Source organism: Sinorhizobium sp. P24N7 (assembly GCF_042436655.1).
In the GTDB taxonomy this organism is placed as follows: domain Bacteria; phylum Pseudomonadota; class Alphaproteobacteria; order Rhizobiales; family Rhizobiaceae; genus Sinorhizobium; species Sinorhizobium meliloti_A.
The window spans coordinates 123,633-139,080 of sequence record NZ_JBHMIW010000009.1; the positions used below are offsets into that span (position 1 = coordinate 123,633).

The 15,448-nt window shown below is 63.4% G+C and carries 16 protein-coding genes; 7 read left to right on the forward strand and 9 right to left on the reverse strand.

Annotated elements, in window-relative coordinates; translation table 11 throughout:
- The first annotated feature begins 54 nt into the window (after window positions 1-54).
- On the forward strand, window positions 55-1,407 hold the full coding sequence (gene hemN, locus ACFHWW_RS17420) for an oxygen-independent coproporphyrinogen III oxidase (protein ID WP_379939564.1): 1,353 nt from the start codon (window positions 55-57) through the stop codon (window positions 1,405-1,407).
- A gap of 78 nt (window positions 1,408-1,485) precedes the next feature.
- Here the strand turns inward: hemN and ACFHWW_RS17425 are convergent, their stop codons facing one another.
- The 6 genes from ACFHWW_RS17425 to ACFHWW_RS17450 all read right to left on the reverse strand — a co-directional run bounded on the left by ACFHWW_RS17425 (window position 1,486) and on the right by ACFHWW_RS17450 (window position 7,100).
- Complete coding sequence (locus ACFHWW_RS17425) at window positions 1,486-3,381, reverse strand: nitric oxide reductase activation protein NorD (protein ID WP_379939566.1); 1,896 nt, start codon at window positions 3,379-3,381, stop codon at window positions 1,486-1,488.
- Between the two features lie 4 nt (window positions 3,382-3,385).
- Window positions 3,386-4,204, reverse strand: a complete 819-nt coding sequence (locus tag ACFHWW_RS17430; protein WP_379939568.1) for a CbbQ/NirQ/NorQ/GpvN family protein — start codon at window positions 4,202-4,204, stop codon at window positions 3,386-3,388.
- Window positions 4,205-4,266: 62 nt separating this feature from the next.
- A complete protein-coding gene (locus ACFHWW_RS17435) occupies window positions 4,267-5,613 on the reverse strand; it encodes a cbb3-type cytochrome c oxidase subunit I (RefSeq protein ID WP_379939570.1) in 1,347 nt (448 codons plus the stop codon).
- 24 nt (window positions 5,614-5,637) lie between these two features.
- On the reverse strand, window positions 5,638-6,090 hold the full coding sequence (locus tag ACFHWW_RS17440; protein ID WP_102763141.1) for a cytochrome c: 453 nt from the start codon (window positions 6,088-6,090) through the stop codon (window positions 5,638-5,640).
- 162 nt (window positions 6,091-6,252) lie between these two features.
- Entirely contained in the window at window positions 6,253-6,543 is a 291-nt protein-coding gene (locus ACFHWW_RS17445; RefSeq protein ID WP_379939572.1) for a cytochrome C oxidase subunit IV family protein, read from the reverse strand.
- A 5-nt stretch (window positions 6,544-6,548) separates the two neighbouring features.
- The gene (locus tag ACFHWW_RS17450) at window positions 6,549-7,100 is read right to left on the reverse strand and encodes a cytochrome c oxidase subunit 3 (RefSeq protein WP_102763143.1); all 552 of its coding nucleotides are present in this window, start codon (window positions 7,098-7,100) and stop codon (window positions 6,549-6,551) included.
- Window positions 7,101-7,217: 117 nt separating this feature from the next.
- Here ACFHWW_RS17450 and ACFHWW_RS17455 point away from each other — a divergent pair, with 117 nt between their 5' ends.
- Together ACFHWW_RS17455 and ACFHWW_RS17460 are read left to right on the forward strand one after the other, a co-directional pair.
- Window positions 7,218-7,373 carry a hypothetical protein gene (locus tag ACFHWW_RS17455; RefSeq protein WP_011970971.1) on the forward strand — a complete coding sequence of 52 codons (156 nt, stop codon included), beginning with the start codon at window positions 7,218-7,220 and terminating at the stop codon, window positions 7,371-7,373.
- A gap of 429 nt (window positions 7,374-7,802) precedes the next feature.
- Window positions 7,803-8,489, forward strand: a complete 687-nt coding sequence (locus ACFHWW_RS17460) for an NnrU family protein (protein ID WP_379939575.1) — start codon at window positions 7,803-7,805, stop codon at window positions 8,487-8,489.
- Window positions 8,490-8,616: 127 nt separating this feature from the next.
- On the opposite strand, the gene ACFHWW_RS17465 is transcribed toward ACFHWW_RS17460, so the two are convergent.
- Complete coding sequence (locus tag ACFHWW_RS17465; protein WP_379939577.1) at window positions 8,617-9,219, reverse strand: UbiX family flavin prenyltransferase; 603 nt, start codon at window positions 9,217-9,219, stop codon at window positions 8,617-8,619.
- Window positions 9,216-10,724 carry a UbiD family decarboxylase gene (locus ACFHWW_RS17470; protein WP_379939579.1) on the reverse strand — a complete coding sequence of 503 codons (1,509 nt, stop codon included), beginning with the start codon at window positions 10,722-10,724 and terminating at the stop codon, window positions 9,216-9,218. Before ACFHWW_RS17470 ends, ACFHWW_RS17465 begins: the two co-directional genes overlap by 4 nt.
- Before the next feature lie 118 nt (window positions 10,725-10,842).
- Here ACFHWW_RS17470 and ACFHWW_RS17475 point away from each other — a divergent pair, with 118 nt between their 5' ends.
- From ACFHWW_RS17475 to ACFHWW_RS17490, 4 genes are read left to right on the forward strand one after another with little or no spacing between them, the layout of a single operon-like run.
- A complete protein-coding gene (locus tag ACFHWW_RS17475; RefSeq protein WP_379939581.1) occupies window positions 10,843-11,349 on the forward strand; it encodes an SCP2 domain-containing protein in 507 nt (168 codons plus the stop codon).
- The gene (locus ACFHWW_RS17480; protein WP_379939583.1) at window positions 11,340-12,317 is read left to right on the forward strand and encodes a peptidase U32 family protein; all 978 of its coding nucleotides are present in this window, start codon (window positions 11,340-11,342) and stop codon (window positions 12,315-12,317) included. The genes ACFHWW_RS17475 and ACFHWW_RS17480 overlap by 10 nt, the downstream gene beginning before the upstream one ends.
- A gap of 6 nt (window positions 12,318-12,323) precedes the next feature.
- The gene (locus ACFHWW_RS17485; RefSeq protein ID WP_379939585.1) at window positions 12,324-13,259 is read left to right on the forward strand and encodes a U32 family peptidase; all 936 of its coding nucleotides are present in this window, start codon (window positions 12,324-12,326) and stop codon (window positions 13,257-13,259) included.
- Window positions 13,256-13,702, forward strand: coding sequence for a hypothetical protein (locus ACFHWW_RS17490; RefSeq protein WP_379939587.1), 447 nt, complete (start codon window positions 13,256-13,258; stop codon window positions 13,700-13,702). The genes ACFHWW_RS17485 and ACFHWW_RS17490 overlap by 4 nt, the downstream gene beginning before the upstream one ends.
- Before the next feature lie 495 nt (window positions 13,703-14,197).
- On the opposite strand, the gene adhP is transcribed toward ACFHWW_RS17490, so the two are convergent.
- Window positions 14,198-15,220, reverse strand: a complete 1,023-nt coding sequence (gene adhP, locus ACFHWW_RS17495) for an alcohol dehydrogenase AdhP (protein WP_379939589.1) — start codon at window positions 15,218-15,220, stop codon at window positions 14,198-14,200.
- Between the last annotated feature and the right edge of the window lie 228 nt (window positions 15,221-15,448).

Genomic DNA, 15,448 nt, shown 5'->3' on the forward strand with positions numbered 1-15,448 from the left:
TTCGCGCCTAGAATGGCATCCGATCGCAATGCCAGCTCACCGGAAGGACTCTCCATGCAACCGGCTCTTGTCGCAAAATATGGCGAGGCACGCCTGCCCCGTTACACGAGTTATCCGACGGCGCCCCGCTTTTCGCCCGCTGTCGACGCCAGCACCTATGGCGACTGGCTCGCAGCCATTGCGCCGGGAAAGCCCACGTCGCTCTACCTGCACATTCCGTTCTGTCGATCGATGTGTTGGTACTGTGGCTGTCACACGACGATCACCCAGCGCGACCAGCCAATCCTGGATTATCTCGACATGCTTCGCGAGGAGGTCCGTCTAGTCTCGGCAAACACGTGTGCGCCGCTCAGCATCGACCACGTGCATTTCGGCGGGGGCACTCCGACAATCATGCAGCCGGAGGAGTTCCGGGCGCTTATATCGCTGCTGCGCAAGCATTTCGATTTCGCGAGCACCGCCGAGATCGCCGTGGAAATAGACCCGCGAACCCTTGAGCCGGAAATGGCGATGGCCCTCGGCGAAGCCGGTGTCCGTAGGGCGAGCCTCGGAGTGCAGAGCTTCGATCCGGTCGTGCAGAAGGCGATCAACCGGATCCAGAGCGAGGAGCAGACGATGGAGGCCGTTTCGCGCCTGCGTCAGTCCGGCGTCGATAGCATAAATTTCGATCTCATCTACGGCCTGCCGAACCAGACAATCGAATCTTGCATCGCGACCGCTGAGGCGGCGATCCGGATGGGACCCGAGCGCTTCGCCGTCTTCGGGTACGCTCATATCCCGTCGTTCAAGAAGCACCAGAAGCTGATCGACGAACAGGCGCTTGCTGATGCGGAAGGCCGCGTCGCTCAGGCCGAAGCCATAGCGGCGACGCTCGCCGCCGCCGGCTACCGCCGCATCGGTCTCGACCATTTCGCCCTTCCCGACGACGACCTAGCGATCGCGCAGGCAAGAGGTCAACTGCACCGCAATTTCCAGGGTTACACGACGGATTCCTGCGAAACGCTTATCGGCTTCGGCGCCTCGGCGATCGGGCGGATGAGGGACGGGTATGTGCAGAACGAGGTGCCGCCGGGACTTTACGCTCAGCGCATAGCCTCGGGTCGTCTTGCAACGGTGAAAGGCTACCGGATGACGCTGGAGGATCGGTTGCGGGCAAGCATCATAGAGCGGCTGATGTGCGACTTCGGCGTCGATGTTCCCGCCCTTGCCACTGCGCACGGCTTCGATCCGGAGTTGCTGCTCCACGGCAATAAGAGGCTCGCGATGCTGCAAAGCGACGGCATCCTTGATATCGCCGACGGCGTCATACGGCTGCGCGAGGGGGGACGCTTCCTTATCCGTGCCGCCGCTGCAGCCTTCGACGCCTATATCGATCAATCAGGACGGACGCATAGCAAGGCGGCGTGAAGGCCGCCTCAAGCTGAGAACAGAAAGGCCCGGCATGTACGCGCATGCCGGGCCTTCCGTCTCGCGGCCTGCCCCCGCCTATCTTACAAGGCCGCGATAAATCGCCGGCAGGGCCGCAGGCAGCCTGCCGATATTGCTGACGACGGCGTAGCCGTTCTGACCGAATATGACCGGCACATAGGATCTCGCCTCGCGATCCACTGTCACCCCGAACACGCTTATGCCCGAGCGGCGCGCTTCGCCGACGGCGCGGCGGCTGTCCTCGAGCGCGAAACGCCCCTCGTACTGGTCGACGTCGTTCGGCTTGCCGTCGGTCAGTACGATGAGGAGCTTGCGGCGGTTCGGCCGTTCGACAAGACGCGCTGCGGCGTGGCGGATGGCCGCGCCCATGCGGGTGTAGTAGCCGGGTTTCAGTGCCGCGATGCGCGCTTCGATCGTCGCGCTCATCGCCTCGTCGAAAGCCTTCACGGTCTCGATGCGCACCCAATCCCGCCGCCGGGACGTGAAGGTGAGGATTTCATGGGCGTCGCCACAGGCGGAAAGCCCATGCGCCAGGATCTGAAGCGCTTGCTTCTCGACATCGAGCACGCGAAGATCGTCGAACCAGGCGTCGGTCGAGAGCGACACGTCCACGAGGATCGTCACCGCAAGGTCGTGCGTCTGCGGACGGCTCATCATGTGGATGCGGTCGCTGCCCTGCCCCCCGGCCCTCAGGTCTGTGCGAGCCCGCACAACCGCGTCGAGGTCGAGATCTGCGCCATCGATCTGCGCCCTCAGCATCTCGTGACGCGGTCGCAACACCTCGAACTGACGTCGCACACGCCGGATCAGGTTCTTCGTCGTCGGATCCGCCTCTCCCGGCAGGTTTTCTGCCGAGGCGGGCACGGCAAGCACCCGGCAATGGTCCTTGAGGTAGCCGCCGCTGCGATAGTCCCATTCGGGATAGGTGAGTTCCGCCATAAGCGGCGTGCGGTCCAGCGCTTCCGGGGGCAGGTCGAGGTCGAAACGAAAGCGCGCGGCCGGGCGTCCCTTGCGTTCGCCGAGTGTCATGTCGTCGAGTTCGTCCGCGGCGCTAGCGTCGTGGTCATCGGTGTCGTCCGCCGGACGGTCGACATTGACCATTTCCGTCATGGCGAGGATCTTTTCGAAGCGGTTGAGGATGAACGGGCTCCGCTCGGACTGGCGCTGTGCCTCGCGTGTCGCCACATGGCGCGTCGTCTCCGGCCCTCCCGCTCTGTCGCCACCGCGAGCGGGCTCGTCTTCGCCGTTTCGCCTCTCCGTTTCTTCGCGCAGGATCGCGTCGGGCCAGAGCGGCACCGGAAGCATCGGCAGATAACCGGGTGGCGCGTGCTTGGGAATGATGAGCGGCGGCACGTCGTCGTCGAGGCCGGCACCGGCCCTGAGCATGTAGAGTATCCGGTTTTCGACGTGCTGCTCGACGGAAGGAAGCGAGCGCCGCTGCCGGACCTTGAGCACCGCCCTGCAGAGGCGACGATAGCGTTGCCGCATTGCGGGATAGGTGGCGAGCACCGACCTTACTGTCACACCGGCACGTGAAAGGAGTGCCAGATCGCGCGACAGCGGGTCTGCGGCGCCGACAGGCTTGAGCGGCATGGCGGCCATCATCGCCGCCAGCCAGAAATACAGGTCGCGGTTGAGACGCCGCGAGGGAAAGAGATCGACCTCGGCCGGCAGCATCAGCGTCGCATGGTCGCGCGCCGGCTGGACGAGCTTCTCCTCGCCAAGGCCTATGCGCTGGCGGAAACGCAGCCGGTGCGCGGAGGTCCGGCCGCGGGCTGGCGCGATCTGCACCGCCCGCTCGCCGCCAAGACCGCGGAAGTACACGGCGAGCACGGCCTGGACGTCCTCGAGCCGGACCGCCTCGTGCGGAAAGCGCGGCCAGGTGCGCGTGTTGCCGATCAAGCGATGCCAGGCGCGGCCGACCGTTTCTTCGAGTTCGAGGAAGTCCAGCATTTTCTTATCCTTGGCGGACCACCGCGTCTGCGATCTCGATCAGTGCGGCCTTGACGTCCGGCTCGTCGGTGAGCGGTTCGATCATCGTCGCCAGGACGGCGTCGCGCAGCGGCACTCCGTTGTCGACAAGACTGGCGCAATAGACGAGCAGGCGCGTCGAGACACCCTCCTCAAGATCATGCCCTTTTAGACTCCGTAGTCGATGCGCGAGATCGACAAGCGGCGCGACCCGGCTCTCGTCGAGCCCGCTCTCCTTGCAAACGACAGCAGTCTCGCTCGCCCTCGGCAGGAAGTCGAACTCGATGGCGACGAAGCGCTGGCGCGTGCTCGGCTTGAGGGTCTTGAGCAGGTTCTGGTAGCCCGGATTGTAGGAGACCACCAGCATGAAGCCGGGCGGAGCCTCCAGGAGCTCACCGGTGCGTTCGAGCGGCAGGATGCGCCGGTCGTCGGTGAGCGGATGCAGCACCACCGCGACATCCTTGCGGGCCTCGACGATCTCGTCGAGGTAGCAGATGCCGCCCTCGCGCACGGCCCTGGTCAGGGGACCATCTACCCAGACGGTGTCGCCTCCTTTGAGGAGATAGCGGCCGGTCAGGTCCGCGGCGGCGAGATCGTCATGGCACGAAACGGTCGAAAGCGGCAGGCCGAGCTTCGCCGCCATATGGGCTACGAAGCGTGTCTTTCCGCAACCGGTCGGGCCTTTCAGCAGAAGCGGAAGCTGGCGCGTCCAGGCGCTTTGGAAGAGCTCGCATTCCCGACCTGAAGGGGAATAGGCCGGGATGGCCGGATCCGGCATGGGCTGAGCCTTGAGGGCGATGTTCATGGTAATCTCCGAGTTTCGAACTTCAGGCGAGGCGGCCGGCCACGTGGGCCGGCCGCTTCCCTTCATTCCGCCGGTTGGACGGCTTGGTTGAGGGCCGGGCTAGCGCTCCTGCCGGGAACAAGGACTGCCCAGAAGAACATCAGCGCCGAGATGAGTACGACGACGCCCGAGCCGAGGCGGATCCAGTAGAAGAGAGCCAGTTGCTCCTGCACGGCCATGAAGCTCTCGCCGAGGACGCGCTGCAGGTGGACCTGGACGACACCGGCGAAGGTGAGCGCGAAGGTCATGACGGACATGGCGCTGCACATGGCCCAGAAGCTCGCAATCGACAGCCACTGGTTGTAGGGCGCCCGTCCCTTGATCTCCGGAATGGCATAGGCCATCACGGCGAGGTTGAGCATCACATAGGCGCCGAAGAAGGCGAGATGCCCGTGCGCAGCGGTGACTTGGGTGCCATGGGTGTAATAGTTGACCGACGAAAGCGTGTGCAGGAAGCCCCAGACGCCGGCGCCGAAGAAGGCCATCACCGAGCAGCCGATCGACCACAGGAGCGCGGCCTTGTTCGGATGCTTGCGGCCGGCCTTCCAGGTCATGACGAAGGTGAAGGCCACCATGGTGAAGAAAGGGGCGACCTCGAGCGTGGAGAAGAGCGAGCCGATCCACTGCCAGTAGCCCGGTGCGCCGATCCAGTAATAATGGTGGCCGGTACCGAGGATGCCGGAGAAGAGCGCCAGGCCGACGATGACATAGAGCCACTTTTCGACGACCTCGCGGTCGATGCCGTTGAGCTTGATCATCAGGAAGGCCAGAACCGAGGCCATGATCAGTTCCCAGACGCCTTCGACCCACAGATGGACGACGTACCACCAGTACATCTTGTCGAGCGCGAGATTGACCGGATTGTAGAAGGCGAAGAGGAAGAAGATCGCCACGCCCCAGAGGCCGAAGATCAGGATGTTCGTAACCGTGGTCTTGCGACCCTTCAGTACGGTGAGGGTGATGTTGAAGAGAAACATCAGGGCCACGACGACGATGCCGACCTTGATCGCGACGGGCTGCTCAAGAAATTCGCGGCCTTCGTGGATATGGAGGAGATACCCGACGACCGCAACGGCCGCGGCCACCAGGAAGATCCAGAACTGTGCGACCGCGATCTTGGGGCTATAGAGCTCCGTCTCCGCCTCTTCCGGGAGCAGGTAATAGGTGGCGCCCATGAACCCCATCAGCAGCCAGACGATCAGCGCGTTGGTGTGCACCATGCGGACGATGTTGAACGGCAGCAGTTCGGAGAGCGTGTTGGGAAGCACGTAGATGGTGCCGGCGAGCACACCGAAGAGGATCTGGGCGAGAAACAGGCCGAGCGCACCGTAGAAATACAGCATCGCGACCTTTTGGGTTTGATATTTCATGTCATTTCTCCTTGTCCCGTCGTCTCAGCCGGCCTCGTTCGGGGGCCACTTCTGCGTCTTGATGCGGCTCGTCCATTCGAGGAAATCGGCAAGGTCGTTCAGTTCCTGCTCGGTGAGATCGAACTGCGGCATCTGCCGCCGCCCCTCGGCGCCGGAGGGCTGCGCCGCCATCCAGGATTTGAGCGTCTCGCGCGCGCCTTCCGGGTCGGACTCGCCGCCCCACCTCTTCCAGACATTGCCGAGCTCCGGCGCGAAATAGGCGCCTTCGCCGAGGAGAGTGTGGCAGTTGATGCAGGAGTTCTTCTCCCAGACGTGCTTGCCGCGCGCCACGGAGTCGGTCAGCGTCGACTCGTCGGTGGATACGGTTCTCATGTAGTAGTGGCTGTGGGCCGTCAGGCCGACAAAGATCGCGAAGAAGAAGATGGAGCCGCCGTAGAAGACGTTGCGTGCCCCTGTCTTGGTAAGGCGTTCTGCCATCCCGTGGTCCTTTCAATTCCCGCAGGCCGCATTGCGCGGGCCGGCCTGAGCAATTCCCGCCGGTCGGCCGCGGATCCCCCCGCCCACCGGTAAACGTGATCTCTTCTAAGGTCTGCGCGCCGGCGTTCTTTGCGTTTCGGCAAACAAGTGACGAAGAGCCCTTCAACCGAAGGGCGAGACGGTCGCGATGAGCGCTTTTGCCGCAGCCGCGAGCGCAAAGAAGAACGGCCAGGCGATAAGGCCGACCTGCAAGACCCGCGGTCCCGAACGCAAGCCTAGAAAGTCCAGCACGACGAGACGGGCTTTCAACAACGCGAGCGTCAGCAAGGCGAGCGTGACCACCAGCGGAGCTGCGGGATCCTGGGCCTTGAGGGAGAGCAGCATGCCGGCGAGAACCATCAGGACAAGGACCATCCAGGTCCTCTGCAACTGTCGGGGGTCGTGGTCGGTCATGGTGCTCAAACCAGATAGAGAATGGGGAACATGACGATCCAGACGAGATCGATCACATGCCAGAGGGTGGTAACGAGGTCGACATTGGCGCGGCGCGGCTTCCAGGCGACGACGAGCAGCACGATGGCGACGAAGCCGACATGGACGAGATGAAAGCCGGTCAGGAGGAAATAGAGTTCAAAGAATGAGTGAAACGCGACCTCGCCAGCAAAACGGATCTCCGTGCCGTACTCGTAGATCTTTATGGCAACGAAGGCGAAGCCGAGAAGCGCCGCCAGCACAAGTGCCCGGCGCCGCCTGGCGACTGACGCGCCCTTTCCTGCCGCAACCGCCGCCTGCCAGCCGCTCGTCAGCAGGACGAGCGTGTTGAAGGCGGCTATAGCCGGTTTGAGGTGCAGCCGTGCGACGGCGAAATCGTCGGCAGCAATCAGCGAGGCGACCAGGAAGGCGGCGATAAGGATCCCGAAGGCGGCGAGTTCGCTCCAGATCAGGACCCAGAGGATGAACGTATCGGCTTCCTCTTCGTCGGCCGCGCCGGCCGTCATCGCGTTTTCCATGCCCCATCTCCGCATCGGTTGCCGAAGCGGAATAGGAGAAAGGAGCGTCCGGTTCTTTGCTCTCGATCAAAGACCGGTCCAGCCGACCCGCTATGTTCCGACGAAAAGGAGATCACCATGTCTGATGCGCAGATCGGCCTCTCGGTAGCCACCCCGATCATCATCATCTTCGCGCTCGTGCTCTATCGCATGGGTGTCCTGCAACGGACTGGAACGGCCGCCGCCGTGCTGGCGTCGCTCGCCTGCGCCGCCGTGCTGTTCATTGAACGCTGAATGCGGGAGAAACAACGTGGCTATCTCATCTCCGCTCCATCGTCTTGAGGCGAAGTATGGCGAGTTGCTCGCGCTTTGCGATGCGGTCGAGTCCATCATCGATTCGCTTGGGGGCCCCATGGACCGGGACCTCTGCATAGCGACCGCGGCAAAGATCCGATCATTGAGCCTTGGACAAACGTCCAATGAGCCGCAGCCTTCGCCGCTTGATGTACGTACGACCCGTGCGGGTCGAGCAGTCGCCCTAGACGATAGCCACGTCGCAGACACGCTCCGATCGGCCGCATCAGATCGATGCGCAGTTTCTTGGGAGACAGTCGCTTTGATGCTACACGCTTTCCTCGAGGGGCTCCGCCACCATGTTGCAGCGGAACAGGCAATCATCGCCGCGATAAAGCGGTCGAATACAGCGCACTGAGGAAGACGACTATGGCCGAGTTCCTTCTGGCACTGTTTGTCTTTCTCATCCTTCACTCGGTTCCGGCGATCCCCGCCATCCGCGAGCGGCTGTTGATCCTGCTCGGCAGGGCGGCCTATTTCTCGATCTATTCGCTCGCTTCCATACTCGCACTCGCTTGGGTGCTCTACGCAGCGCTTGATGTCGACTATATCCCGCTCTGGCAGCCTGCCGCCTGGCAGGCCTGGGTGACCTTGATTGCCGCTCCAGTCGGCGTGTTTCTCGTGCTTGCCGGTCTCTTCAGTATCAATCCGCTATCGGTCTCGATCCGCCAAGGACAGAGAGTGGGCTCAATCGTCTCGGTTACTCGCCATCCGGTTCTCTGGGGGTTCGCCATCTGGGCGATCGGCCATCTCGTCGCCAACGGCGACGTGCGCTCGCTGCTCCTCTTCGGCGGCTTTGCGCTTTTTGCTCTCGGCACCATACCTATGATCGAAAAGCGCGCCCGGCGCCGACTTGGAGATCAATGGCAGCACCAGTCTGCGAAGACCTCCATTCTTCCGTTCGCCGCCCTCTTCTCAGGGCGCACCCTTTTGTCCGGCGACACGCCAATCGCCATCGCCACCGCGGCAACGGCACTATTGACCCTGTGGCTGCTTGCCGGAGGCCATGCCGCCCTGTTCTATGCCGACCCTCTCCTCCTCGCGACGGCACAATAGTTAGCCATGCCTCAGTCCATCTCAGTGGCCTCCCGACCCGAACTTCGGACGTAGCAGATTCAACCGTCTTGCTTGGCTTCATGCCGCTCGCCACCAGCGGTAATGCGGCGCTTGCCCACCCGGAGCCCTATCTCGCCGCAGTGTGCTGACGGTGGGACTGCGGATCCCATTCGGTTGCAAGTGGCTCCCTCGGCAGGCCGACCAGATCGATCGCGCGCGCTGCAAGATGGTCGATGATCTCTTCGACGCTTTGCGGCCGTTGATAGAAGGCCGGCACCGGCGGCATCACGACCGCTCCCATTTCGGTAACTGCCATCATGTTGCGCAGGTGACCGAGATGCAGCGGCGTCTCGCGCGTCATCAGCACGAGCCTTCGCCGCTCCTTGAGGTGCACGTCCGCCGCTCGCACGATGAGATTGTCCGCAAGACCGGCAGCGATTGCCGCCAGAGTCCGCATCGAACAGGGAACGACAATCATACCGGCAGTCCTAAACGAGCCGCTAGCCGTTGCCGCTCCGATGTCCCGGATCTGATAGCTACGATCGGCGATCGTCAGCAATTGATGCAGCGCGTGCGGGCCGACCTCGTGGAGCAGCGTGCGCCTTGCGGAATCCGAGACGATCAGATGCGTCTCGACGGAAGGGATTTCCGCAAGGCGCTGGACGACCCGGAGCGCCAGCGCGGCACCCGATGCACCCGAGACGCCGACCACGACCCGTTTCTTACTCATGGCGTTGCTCCCAGGCCCAGTTCAGTCCAAACTTGATCGACCTTCCCGACAACTTCCGCCGGCATCTCAAGCACGCGTCCCCATTCGCGGGTTGTCTCCGGCTCGAGCTTGCGCGTCGCGTCGAGCCCGAGCTTGCCACCGAGCCCCGGCTTCGGAGACGCGAAATCGAGGTAGTCGATCGGCGTGTCGTGGAGGATGGTCACATCGCGGCTGGCGTCGAACCGGGTCGACAGCGCCCAGATGACGTCGCTCCAGTTCCTGACGTGGATATCGGGGTCGACCGCGACGATGAGCTTCGTATAGTTGAACTGCGGCAGCATCGACCAGAGCCCCATCATGATACGCTTCGCCTGACCGGGGTAGCGCTTGTCGATGGAGACGACCATCGCACGATACGAGCAGGCCTCCGGAGGCAGGTAAAGATCGACGATCTCCGGGAACTGCCGCTTCACCAGCGGCAGGAAAAGCTCCATCATAGCCTCGCCGAGCTTCGACGGCTCGTCGGGCGGGCGGCCGGTAAAGGTCGAGAGATAGAATGGCCTGCGGCGCATTGTGATCGCCGACAACGACATCACCGGAAAACGTTCGACGGAGTTGTAGTATCCGGTGTGATCGCCATAGGGACCCTCCTCGGCGGTGTCGTCTGCCGCGACGACCCCCTCGAGGACGATCTCGGCATTGGCCGGAACAGACAGCGGCACCGTGACCGCCGCCGCGACCGCTGGCCGCTCCGCCTTCAGCAGCCCGGCGAAGGCAAGCTCGCTCATGCCTTCCGGCAGCGGCATCACCGCGGCGAGGATCGTTGCCGGGTCGGCGCCGATGGCGACCGCCACCGGCATGGCTTCGCCGCGCTGTTGCCACATGCGATGGTGTCGAGCGCCGCCGCGATGCGCGAGCCAGCGCAGGATGAGCCGGTTCGGTCCGAGCACCTGCATGCGATAGATGCCGACATTGACGTCGCTCGGATCGTCCGGCGCACGGGTGATCACCAGTGGCCAGGTGACGAGCGGCGCCGGCTCTCCCGGCCAGCACCATTGGATCGGCAGCCGCGAAAGGTCGGCCTCCGCGCCGCGCCACACCGTTTCCTGCGCCGGCGGTCGCGCGACGCTTCGCGGCCGCATCGCAAACGCGGTCTTCAGCAGGGGCAGCTTTCCCCAGGCGTCCGACAGCGATCGCGGCGATCTCGGTTCCCGCAGTTCCGCCAGCATTTCCGCAAGGCCCGGAAGACTCCCTGCGGGCAGCCCGAAACCCCACTCTATCCGCTCGATCGTGCCGAACAGATTGGCGAGCAGCGGAATGTCGCAAATGCGGCCAGAAGCGTCGACCGGCTTCTCGAACAGCAGGGCTGGCCCGCCCGCGAGGAGGACGCGCCGGTGGATCTCGGTGACCTCATGCACGAGCGAAACGGGCCGCGCTATACGGCGCAAGCGGCCGCGCCGCTCGAGCATGGCGGCGAAGTCCTGGAGGTCGGAAAAGCGGCGGATGACTTGATCGCTGCGATACATGCGAGGTGTCTCGCCCGCGAAAACCCTTCTGTCTTTGCTCCAGCGCAAATTGCCCACTGAGGTTGCCGCTAGGTTCTCCGCAGAAGTAGCCGAGTCGTCATTTGCAAAGGCAAGAGATATGGAATTTCAACGCCCGCTGGCCGCACCACTTGCCGTCGTGCCTATCGCTTTGATCGACGGGGCCGTGAAGTTGATGTTCAAAAGCTTGCTCGAAAGGCATCCCGCGCTCTTCGACCGCCTCGGGGAGCACAGGGGGAAGCGCTATGCCTTTTGTCCGCTCGACGTGCCGCTCGTCTTTGTGGTGGAGCCGTCACGCGCGGCGGTGTCGGTAACGCGCAAGCCAACCGATTGCGCTGCAGACGCTGTCGTGGAGGGCCCCCTATTCCTGCTACTGGCGCTTCTGGAAGGCCGCTGCGACGCAGACGCCCTGTTCTTCTCGCGGGCGCTCACCGTCGGCGGAGACATGGAGGCGATGCTGGCCCTCCGCAACGCACTCGACGGCTGCGAGATCGACCTGCCGCGCGACCTTGGCGCTTCCGCCGGGCCGCTCGGACCGCTGGTCAGCCGCACCGCGGCAGCAATCCGCCGCCGCGCGCTTTCCGGGGAGAATGCCGCATGGAACTGATCTGCCCGGCGGGGACGCCCGCCGCTTTCCGCGAAGCCGTCGATGCCGGTGCTGAAGCCGTCTATTGCGGCTTCCGCGACGAAACCAATGCGCGGAATTTCCCCGGCCTCAACTTCTCGCGTGAGGAACTCGGCGAAACCATCGCTTATGCCCATCGGAGAGGCGCTCAGACCTTCGTCGCGCTCAACACCTTCATGCGCGCCGGACATGAAGGCTTGTGGTACCAGGCAGCGGCGGACGCGGTCCGGCTCGGCGCAGACGCGCTCATCCTTGCGGACTTCGGCCTAATGGCCCATGTCGCGGAGACCTATCCCAAGCAGCGGCTGCACGTGTCGGTGCAGGCATCCGCGTCCAATCCGGATGCGGTGAATTTCCTGGTGGGGGCCTTCGGCGCAAAGCGGGTCGTGCTCCCGCGCACGCTGACGATCTCCGACATCGCGCGGCTCGCCCGCCAGATCCGCTGCGAGATCGAGGTCTTCGTCTTCGGCGGGCTCTGCGTTATGGCGGAAGGTCGCTGCTCGCTGTCATCCTACGGCACCGGCAAGTCGCCCAACATGAACGGCGTGTGCTCCCCCGCAAGCCACGTGCGCTATCGGCAGGACCGGGGTGATCTCGTCTCCGAGCTTGGCGCCTACACCATCAACCGCTTTCCCCGTGACGAGGCGGCCGGCTATCCGACGCTCTGCAAGGGGAGGTTCGACATTGCGAATGCCCGCGGCTACGCCTTCGAGGATCCGGTCTCGCTCGACGTCATGGAACAGATCGACGCCCTGCGGGAGGCGGGCGTCAGTGCACTCAAGATCGAAGGGCGGCAGCGAGGCAAGGCCTATGTCGCCGAAGTCGTTGCAACCCTACGCAAGGCACTCGATGCTCGCCCGGAAGAGCGCCGTACGCTTCTGGCCCGCCTCAGGCTGTTGAGCGAGGGGCAGCGGACGACGTCCGGCGCCTACGAAAAACGCTGGAGGTAAACAGGCATGAATCCCGGCAAACCCACGCTGACGCTCGGTCCGGTCCTCTATCTCTGGGAGGGGGAAAAATGGCGGGACTTCTACTTTCGCATCGCAGACGAGGCTCCGGTGACCCACGTCGTCATCGGAGAGACCGTCTGCTCGAAGCGGCTGCACTTTACCGATCCCCATTTCCCGCCGGTGATCGAGCGGCTCCTGGCGGCGGGAAAACGCATCGTCTTTTCCACCCTCGCCCTCGTGACGCTCGAGCGCGAGAGCCAGTATGTGCGCAGTCTGGTTGCCGACAGCCCCTACCCCGTCGAGGCGAACGATCTCTCCGCTCTGGCCCTGCTCGAAGGCGAGCCGCACTGGATCGGGCCGCTTGTCAACGTCTACAACGCTGCGACGGCCCGTGTGCTTGCGAGGCGGGGCGCAAGGAGCATATGCCTGCCCCCCGAACTTCCGGCAAGTTCAATCGACGAGATCGTTTCGCAAACGCCCGGCGTCGCCTTCGAAGTGCTCGCCTTCGGCCGCATGCCACTTGCAATTTCGGCCCGCTGCGCTCATGCCCGCGCCAAGGGGCACATCAAGGACAACTGCCAGTTCGTCTGCAAGGACGATCCTGACGGACTGGCCGTGAACACGCTCGACGGGCAGTCCTTTCTGGCACTCAACGGCGTGCAGACGGTTTCCTTCACCTGTCAGGCGCTCCTAGCCGATCTGTCGGACCTCATCGGTTCCGGAGTGAGGCGCTTTCGCCTTTCGCCACAGGATTGCGACATGGTGGCGGTCGCCCGTCTCTACGACGAGGTCCTGCAGGGCCGCGTGGATGCTGAAGACGGTCTCGTCCGGCTGCGGCAGATCTATCCCGCCGCCCCGTTCTCCAACGGGTTTCACCACGGACAGGAAGGCGCCGCCTGGGTCGCCCGCGCACGCAACATTGCACACGGAGCAAACGCATGAAAGCGAACGATTCCGCATTGGAAATCGCCTCGACCTTCGCACAAGCAAACGAGGAGATCAGAAGCGCAGTCGGGCGCATGCGTGGCGCGGTCCTGAGCAGCGCCATCGATTGTGAATGCCGCGACCGAGTGGACGGGGCGCTGCGCGACCTGGAAAGACTTGAACGGAACCGAATCGCGCAGCGCCTGCTGGCCGCTGCCGATGAGCAACGGCGAAGGATCGAGGCGCTGCTCGTGCTGCTTGCTGATTTCGACTCGAACGAACCCGCGGCGCTGGACGACGGCATGATTGTTGAAGCCGGCCTGCTCTTCGGCGACATCGCCGCGACCGCAGAACTGGGTTCAAGTCTGTTGAGACAATCGCGCCAGCTTCGGTTTGTAAGCGACATGGTGAAGGAGGTTTCTGAAAGCGCCAGTTGCGCGTCTGCTGGCATCGATGAGTAAAGCCACTCAGTATAATGAAGGGATGGACTGTATGAACGCCTTGAAGCGAACCCCGTGGCGAGAAGCGGCACTGGACATCGTCATGTCTCAGACCATCGCTCTTGGGGAGATGAGTTCTCTTTTCGAAGCGCTCCAGGAGGAGCAAAAGCACGCCGGCGGTACAGATCGGCGTGTTCTTCGTGACACGTGCCGTCCTCTCCTTATCCGACCCTGACGGCCGGTAAGAAAATGACGCCGCGATAGCCGACTGTTGGGAGCGCAAGCTTTGATAATTGGTCTGCTCTTCGGGGAACTCGCTGAATCCAATAAATAAGCTTTGCGCCCTCCCCAGTTACATACATGGCGTGAGAGTGAATTAGATTGACATCGGCCTTCCCAGGCGCTCCCGCGCGACTCACCTCGCTGCCGCTTAGACCAAGAGTGAGACTACCGTCTGTCTACCGGATAGGTCGCCAGGCGGTAGTCTCGTCGACACCGCGGTCTGTAATCGAAGACTCAACCGTTCAGATCGAGAACGATACGGCCGTCTATCTTGCCTTCTTCCATCCGCTCGAAGATGGCGTTGATGTTCTCGATCTTGTCCCATGAGAAGTGGGCCGCGACCTTGCCCTCGCCGGCAAATTCTAATGCCTCCTCGAGATCCTGGCGGGTGCCGACGATCGAACCGCGCACCGTGATACGCTTCAGCACCGTGTCGAACACCGGCAGGCAGATCTGGCCGGGCGGCAGACCGACCAGTGCCATCGTACCTTTCGAACGCAGCATGCTGTAGGCCTGTTCCATGGCCTTAGGCGAGACTGCCGTGACCAGCGCGCCGTGCAGGCCGCCTGTTCGCCTCTGCACCTCTTTGACGACGTCGGGCTCCCGCGCGTCGACAACAAGATCGGCGCCAAGGTTCTCGGCAAGGGCGAGCTTGTCGGAGAATATGTCGGCTGCGGCGACATGCATGCCCATGGCCTTGGCGTACTGGACGGCCATGTGGCCGAGGCCGCCGATGCCGGAGATGAGAACCCATTCTCCGGGTCTGACCTCCGTCTCCTTTAGGCCTTTGTAGACTGTCACGCCGGCACAGAGCACCGGAGCGGCCGGTCCGAATTCCAAGGTCGTGGGCAGCTGCCCGACGTAATCGGGATCAGCTAGGCCATATTGGGCAAAAGTGCCGTCGACCGAGTAGCCGGTATTCTGCTGGCTGCCGCAGAGCGTCTCCCATCCGGTGCGGCACGGCGTGCAGCAGCCGCAGGCGGTGTGCAACCACGGCACGCCGACCCGGTCCCCTTCCTTCAGGCGCGTGACGCCGGCGCCGAGCTTGGCAACGTAGCCGACGCCCTCGTGACCGGGAATGAAAGGCGGACTGGGTCTCACCGGCCAGTCGCCCTTGGCGGCATGCAGGTCGGTGTGGCACACGCCCGTGGCCTCGTATTTGATCAGGACCTGTCCGGGTCCTGGCTGCGGAACCGGAACTTCCTCAATCACAAGCGGCTTGCCGAACTCTCGGACCACAGCGGCTGTCATCGTCATGTCGATATCCTCCAAAGCTCGATGTTGGCGCCGGCGGAGCCGGCATTGCGCACCTCCTTCGAGCAGCGCTAACGAGCAAGAGCTTAGCCGCTGGGCGAGCCGCCGTTCCTTGACGGGTATCAAAGAAGGGCATTTCCACGAGGAAGCTGTCTCAGAAGCGAGACGGTGGCCCGCACAAACCAGGGCCGCTCGACCTGGCTGGCAACCCTGACTTGGATGCGGTGGCAG

Excerpts from the sequence above, each read along its gene's own strand:
- ACFHWW_RS17445 (WP_379939572.1), bottom strand. The coding sequence starts at position 6,543 with ATGACCGACCACGACCCCCGACAGTTGCAGAGGACCTGGATGGTCCTT.
- ACFHWW_RS17430 (WP_379939568.1), bottom strand. The coding sequence starts at position 4,204 with ATGAACATCGCCCTCAAGGCTCAGCCCATGCCGGATCCGGCCATCCCG.
- ACFHWW_RS17455 (WP_011970971.1), top strand. The coding sequence starts at position 7,218 with ATGTCTGATGCGCAGATCGGCCTCTCGGTAGCCACCCCGATCATCATC.
- ACFHWW_RS17460 (WP_379939575.1), top strand. The coding sequence starts at position 7,803 with ATGGCCGAGTTCCTTCTGGCACTGTTTGTCTTTCTCATCCTTCACTCG.
- ACFHWW_RS17465 (WP_379939577.1), bottom strand. The coding sequence starts at position 9,219 with ATGAGTAAGAAACGGGTCGTGGTCGGCGTCTCGGGTGCATCGGGTGCC.
- ACFHWW_RS17425 (WP_379939566.1), bottom strand. The coding sequence starts at position 3,381 with ATGCTGGACTTCCTCGAACTCGAAGAAACGGTCGGCCGCGCCTGGCAT.
- ACFHWW_RS17485 (WP_379939585.1), top strand. The coding sequence starts at position 12,324 with ATGAATCCCGGCAAACCCACGCTGACGCTCGGTCCGGTCCTCTATCTC.
- ACFHWW_RS17470 (WP_379939579.1), bottom strand. The coding sequence starts at position 10,724 with ATGTATCGCAGCGATCAAGTCATCCGCCGCTTTTCCGACCTCCAGGAC.
- ACFHWW_RS17475 (WP_379939581.1), top strand. The coding sequence starts at position 10,843 with ATGGAATTTCAACGCCCGCTGGCCGCACCACTTGCCGTCGTGCCTATC.
- ACFHWW_RS17440 (WP_102763141.1), bottom strand. The coding sequence starts at position 6,090 with ATGGCAGAACGCCTTACCAAGACAGGGGCACGCAACGTCTTCTACGGC.
- ACFHWW_RS17490 (WP_379939587.1), top strand. The coding sequence starts at position 13,256 with ATGAAAGCGAACGATTCCGCATTGGAAATCGCCTCGACCTTCGCACAA.
- ACFHWW_RS17435 (WP_379939570.1), bottom strand. The coding sequence starts at position 5,613 with ATGAAATATCAAACCCAAAAGGTCGCGATGCTGTATTTCTACGGTGCG.
- hemN (WP_379939564.1), top strand. The coding sequence starts at position 55 with ATGCAACCGGCTCTTGTCGCAAAATATGGCGAGGCACGCCTGCCCCGT.
- ACFHWW_RS17480 (WP_379939583.1), top strand. The coding sequence starts at position 11,340 with ATGGAACTGATCTGCCCGGCGGGGACGCCCGCCGCTTTCCGCGAAGCC.
- ACFHWW_RS17450 (WP_102763143.1), bottom strand. The coding sequence starts at position 7,100 with ATGGAAAACGCGATGACGGCCGGCGCGGCCGACGAAGAGGAAGCCGAT.
- adhP (WP_379939589.1), bottom strand. The coding sequence starts at position 15,220 with ATGACGATGACAGCCGCTGTGGTCCGAGAGTTCGGCAAGCCGCTTGTG.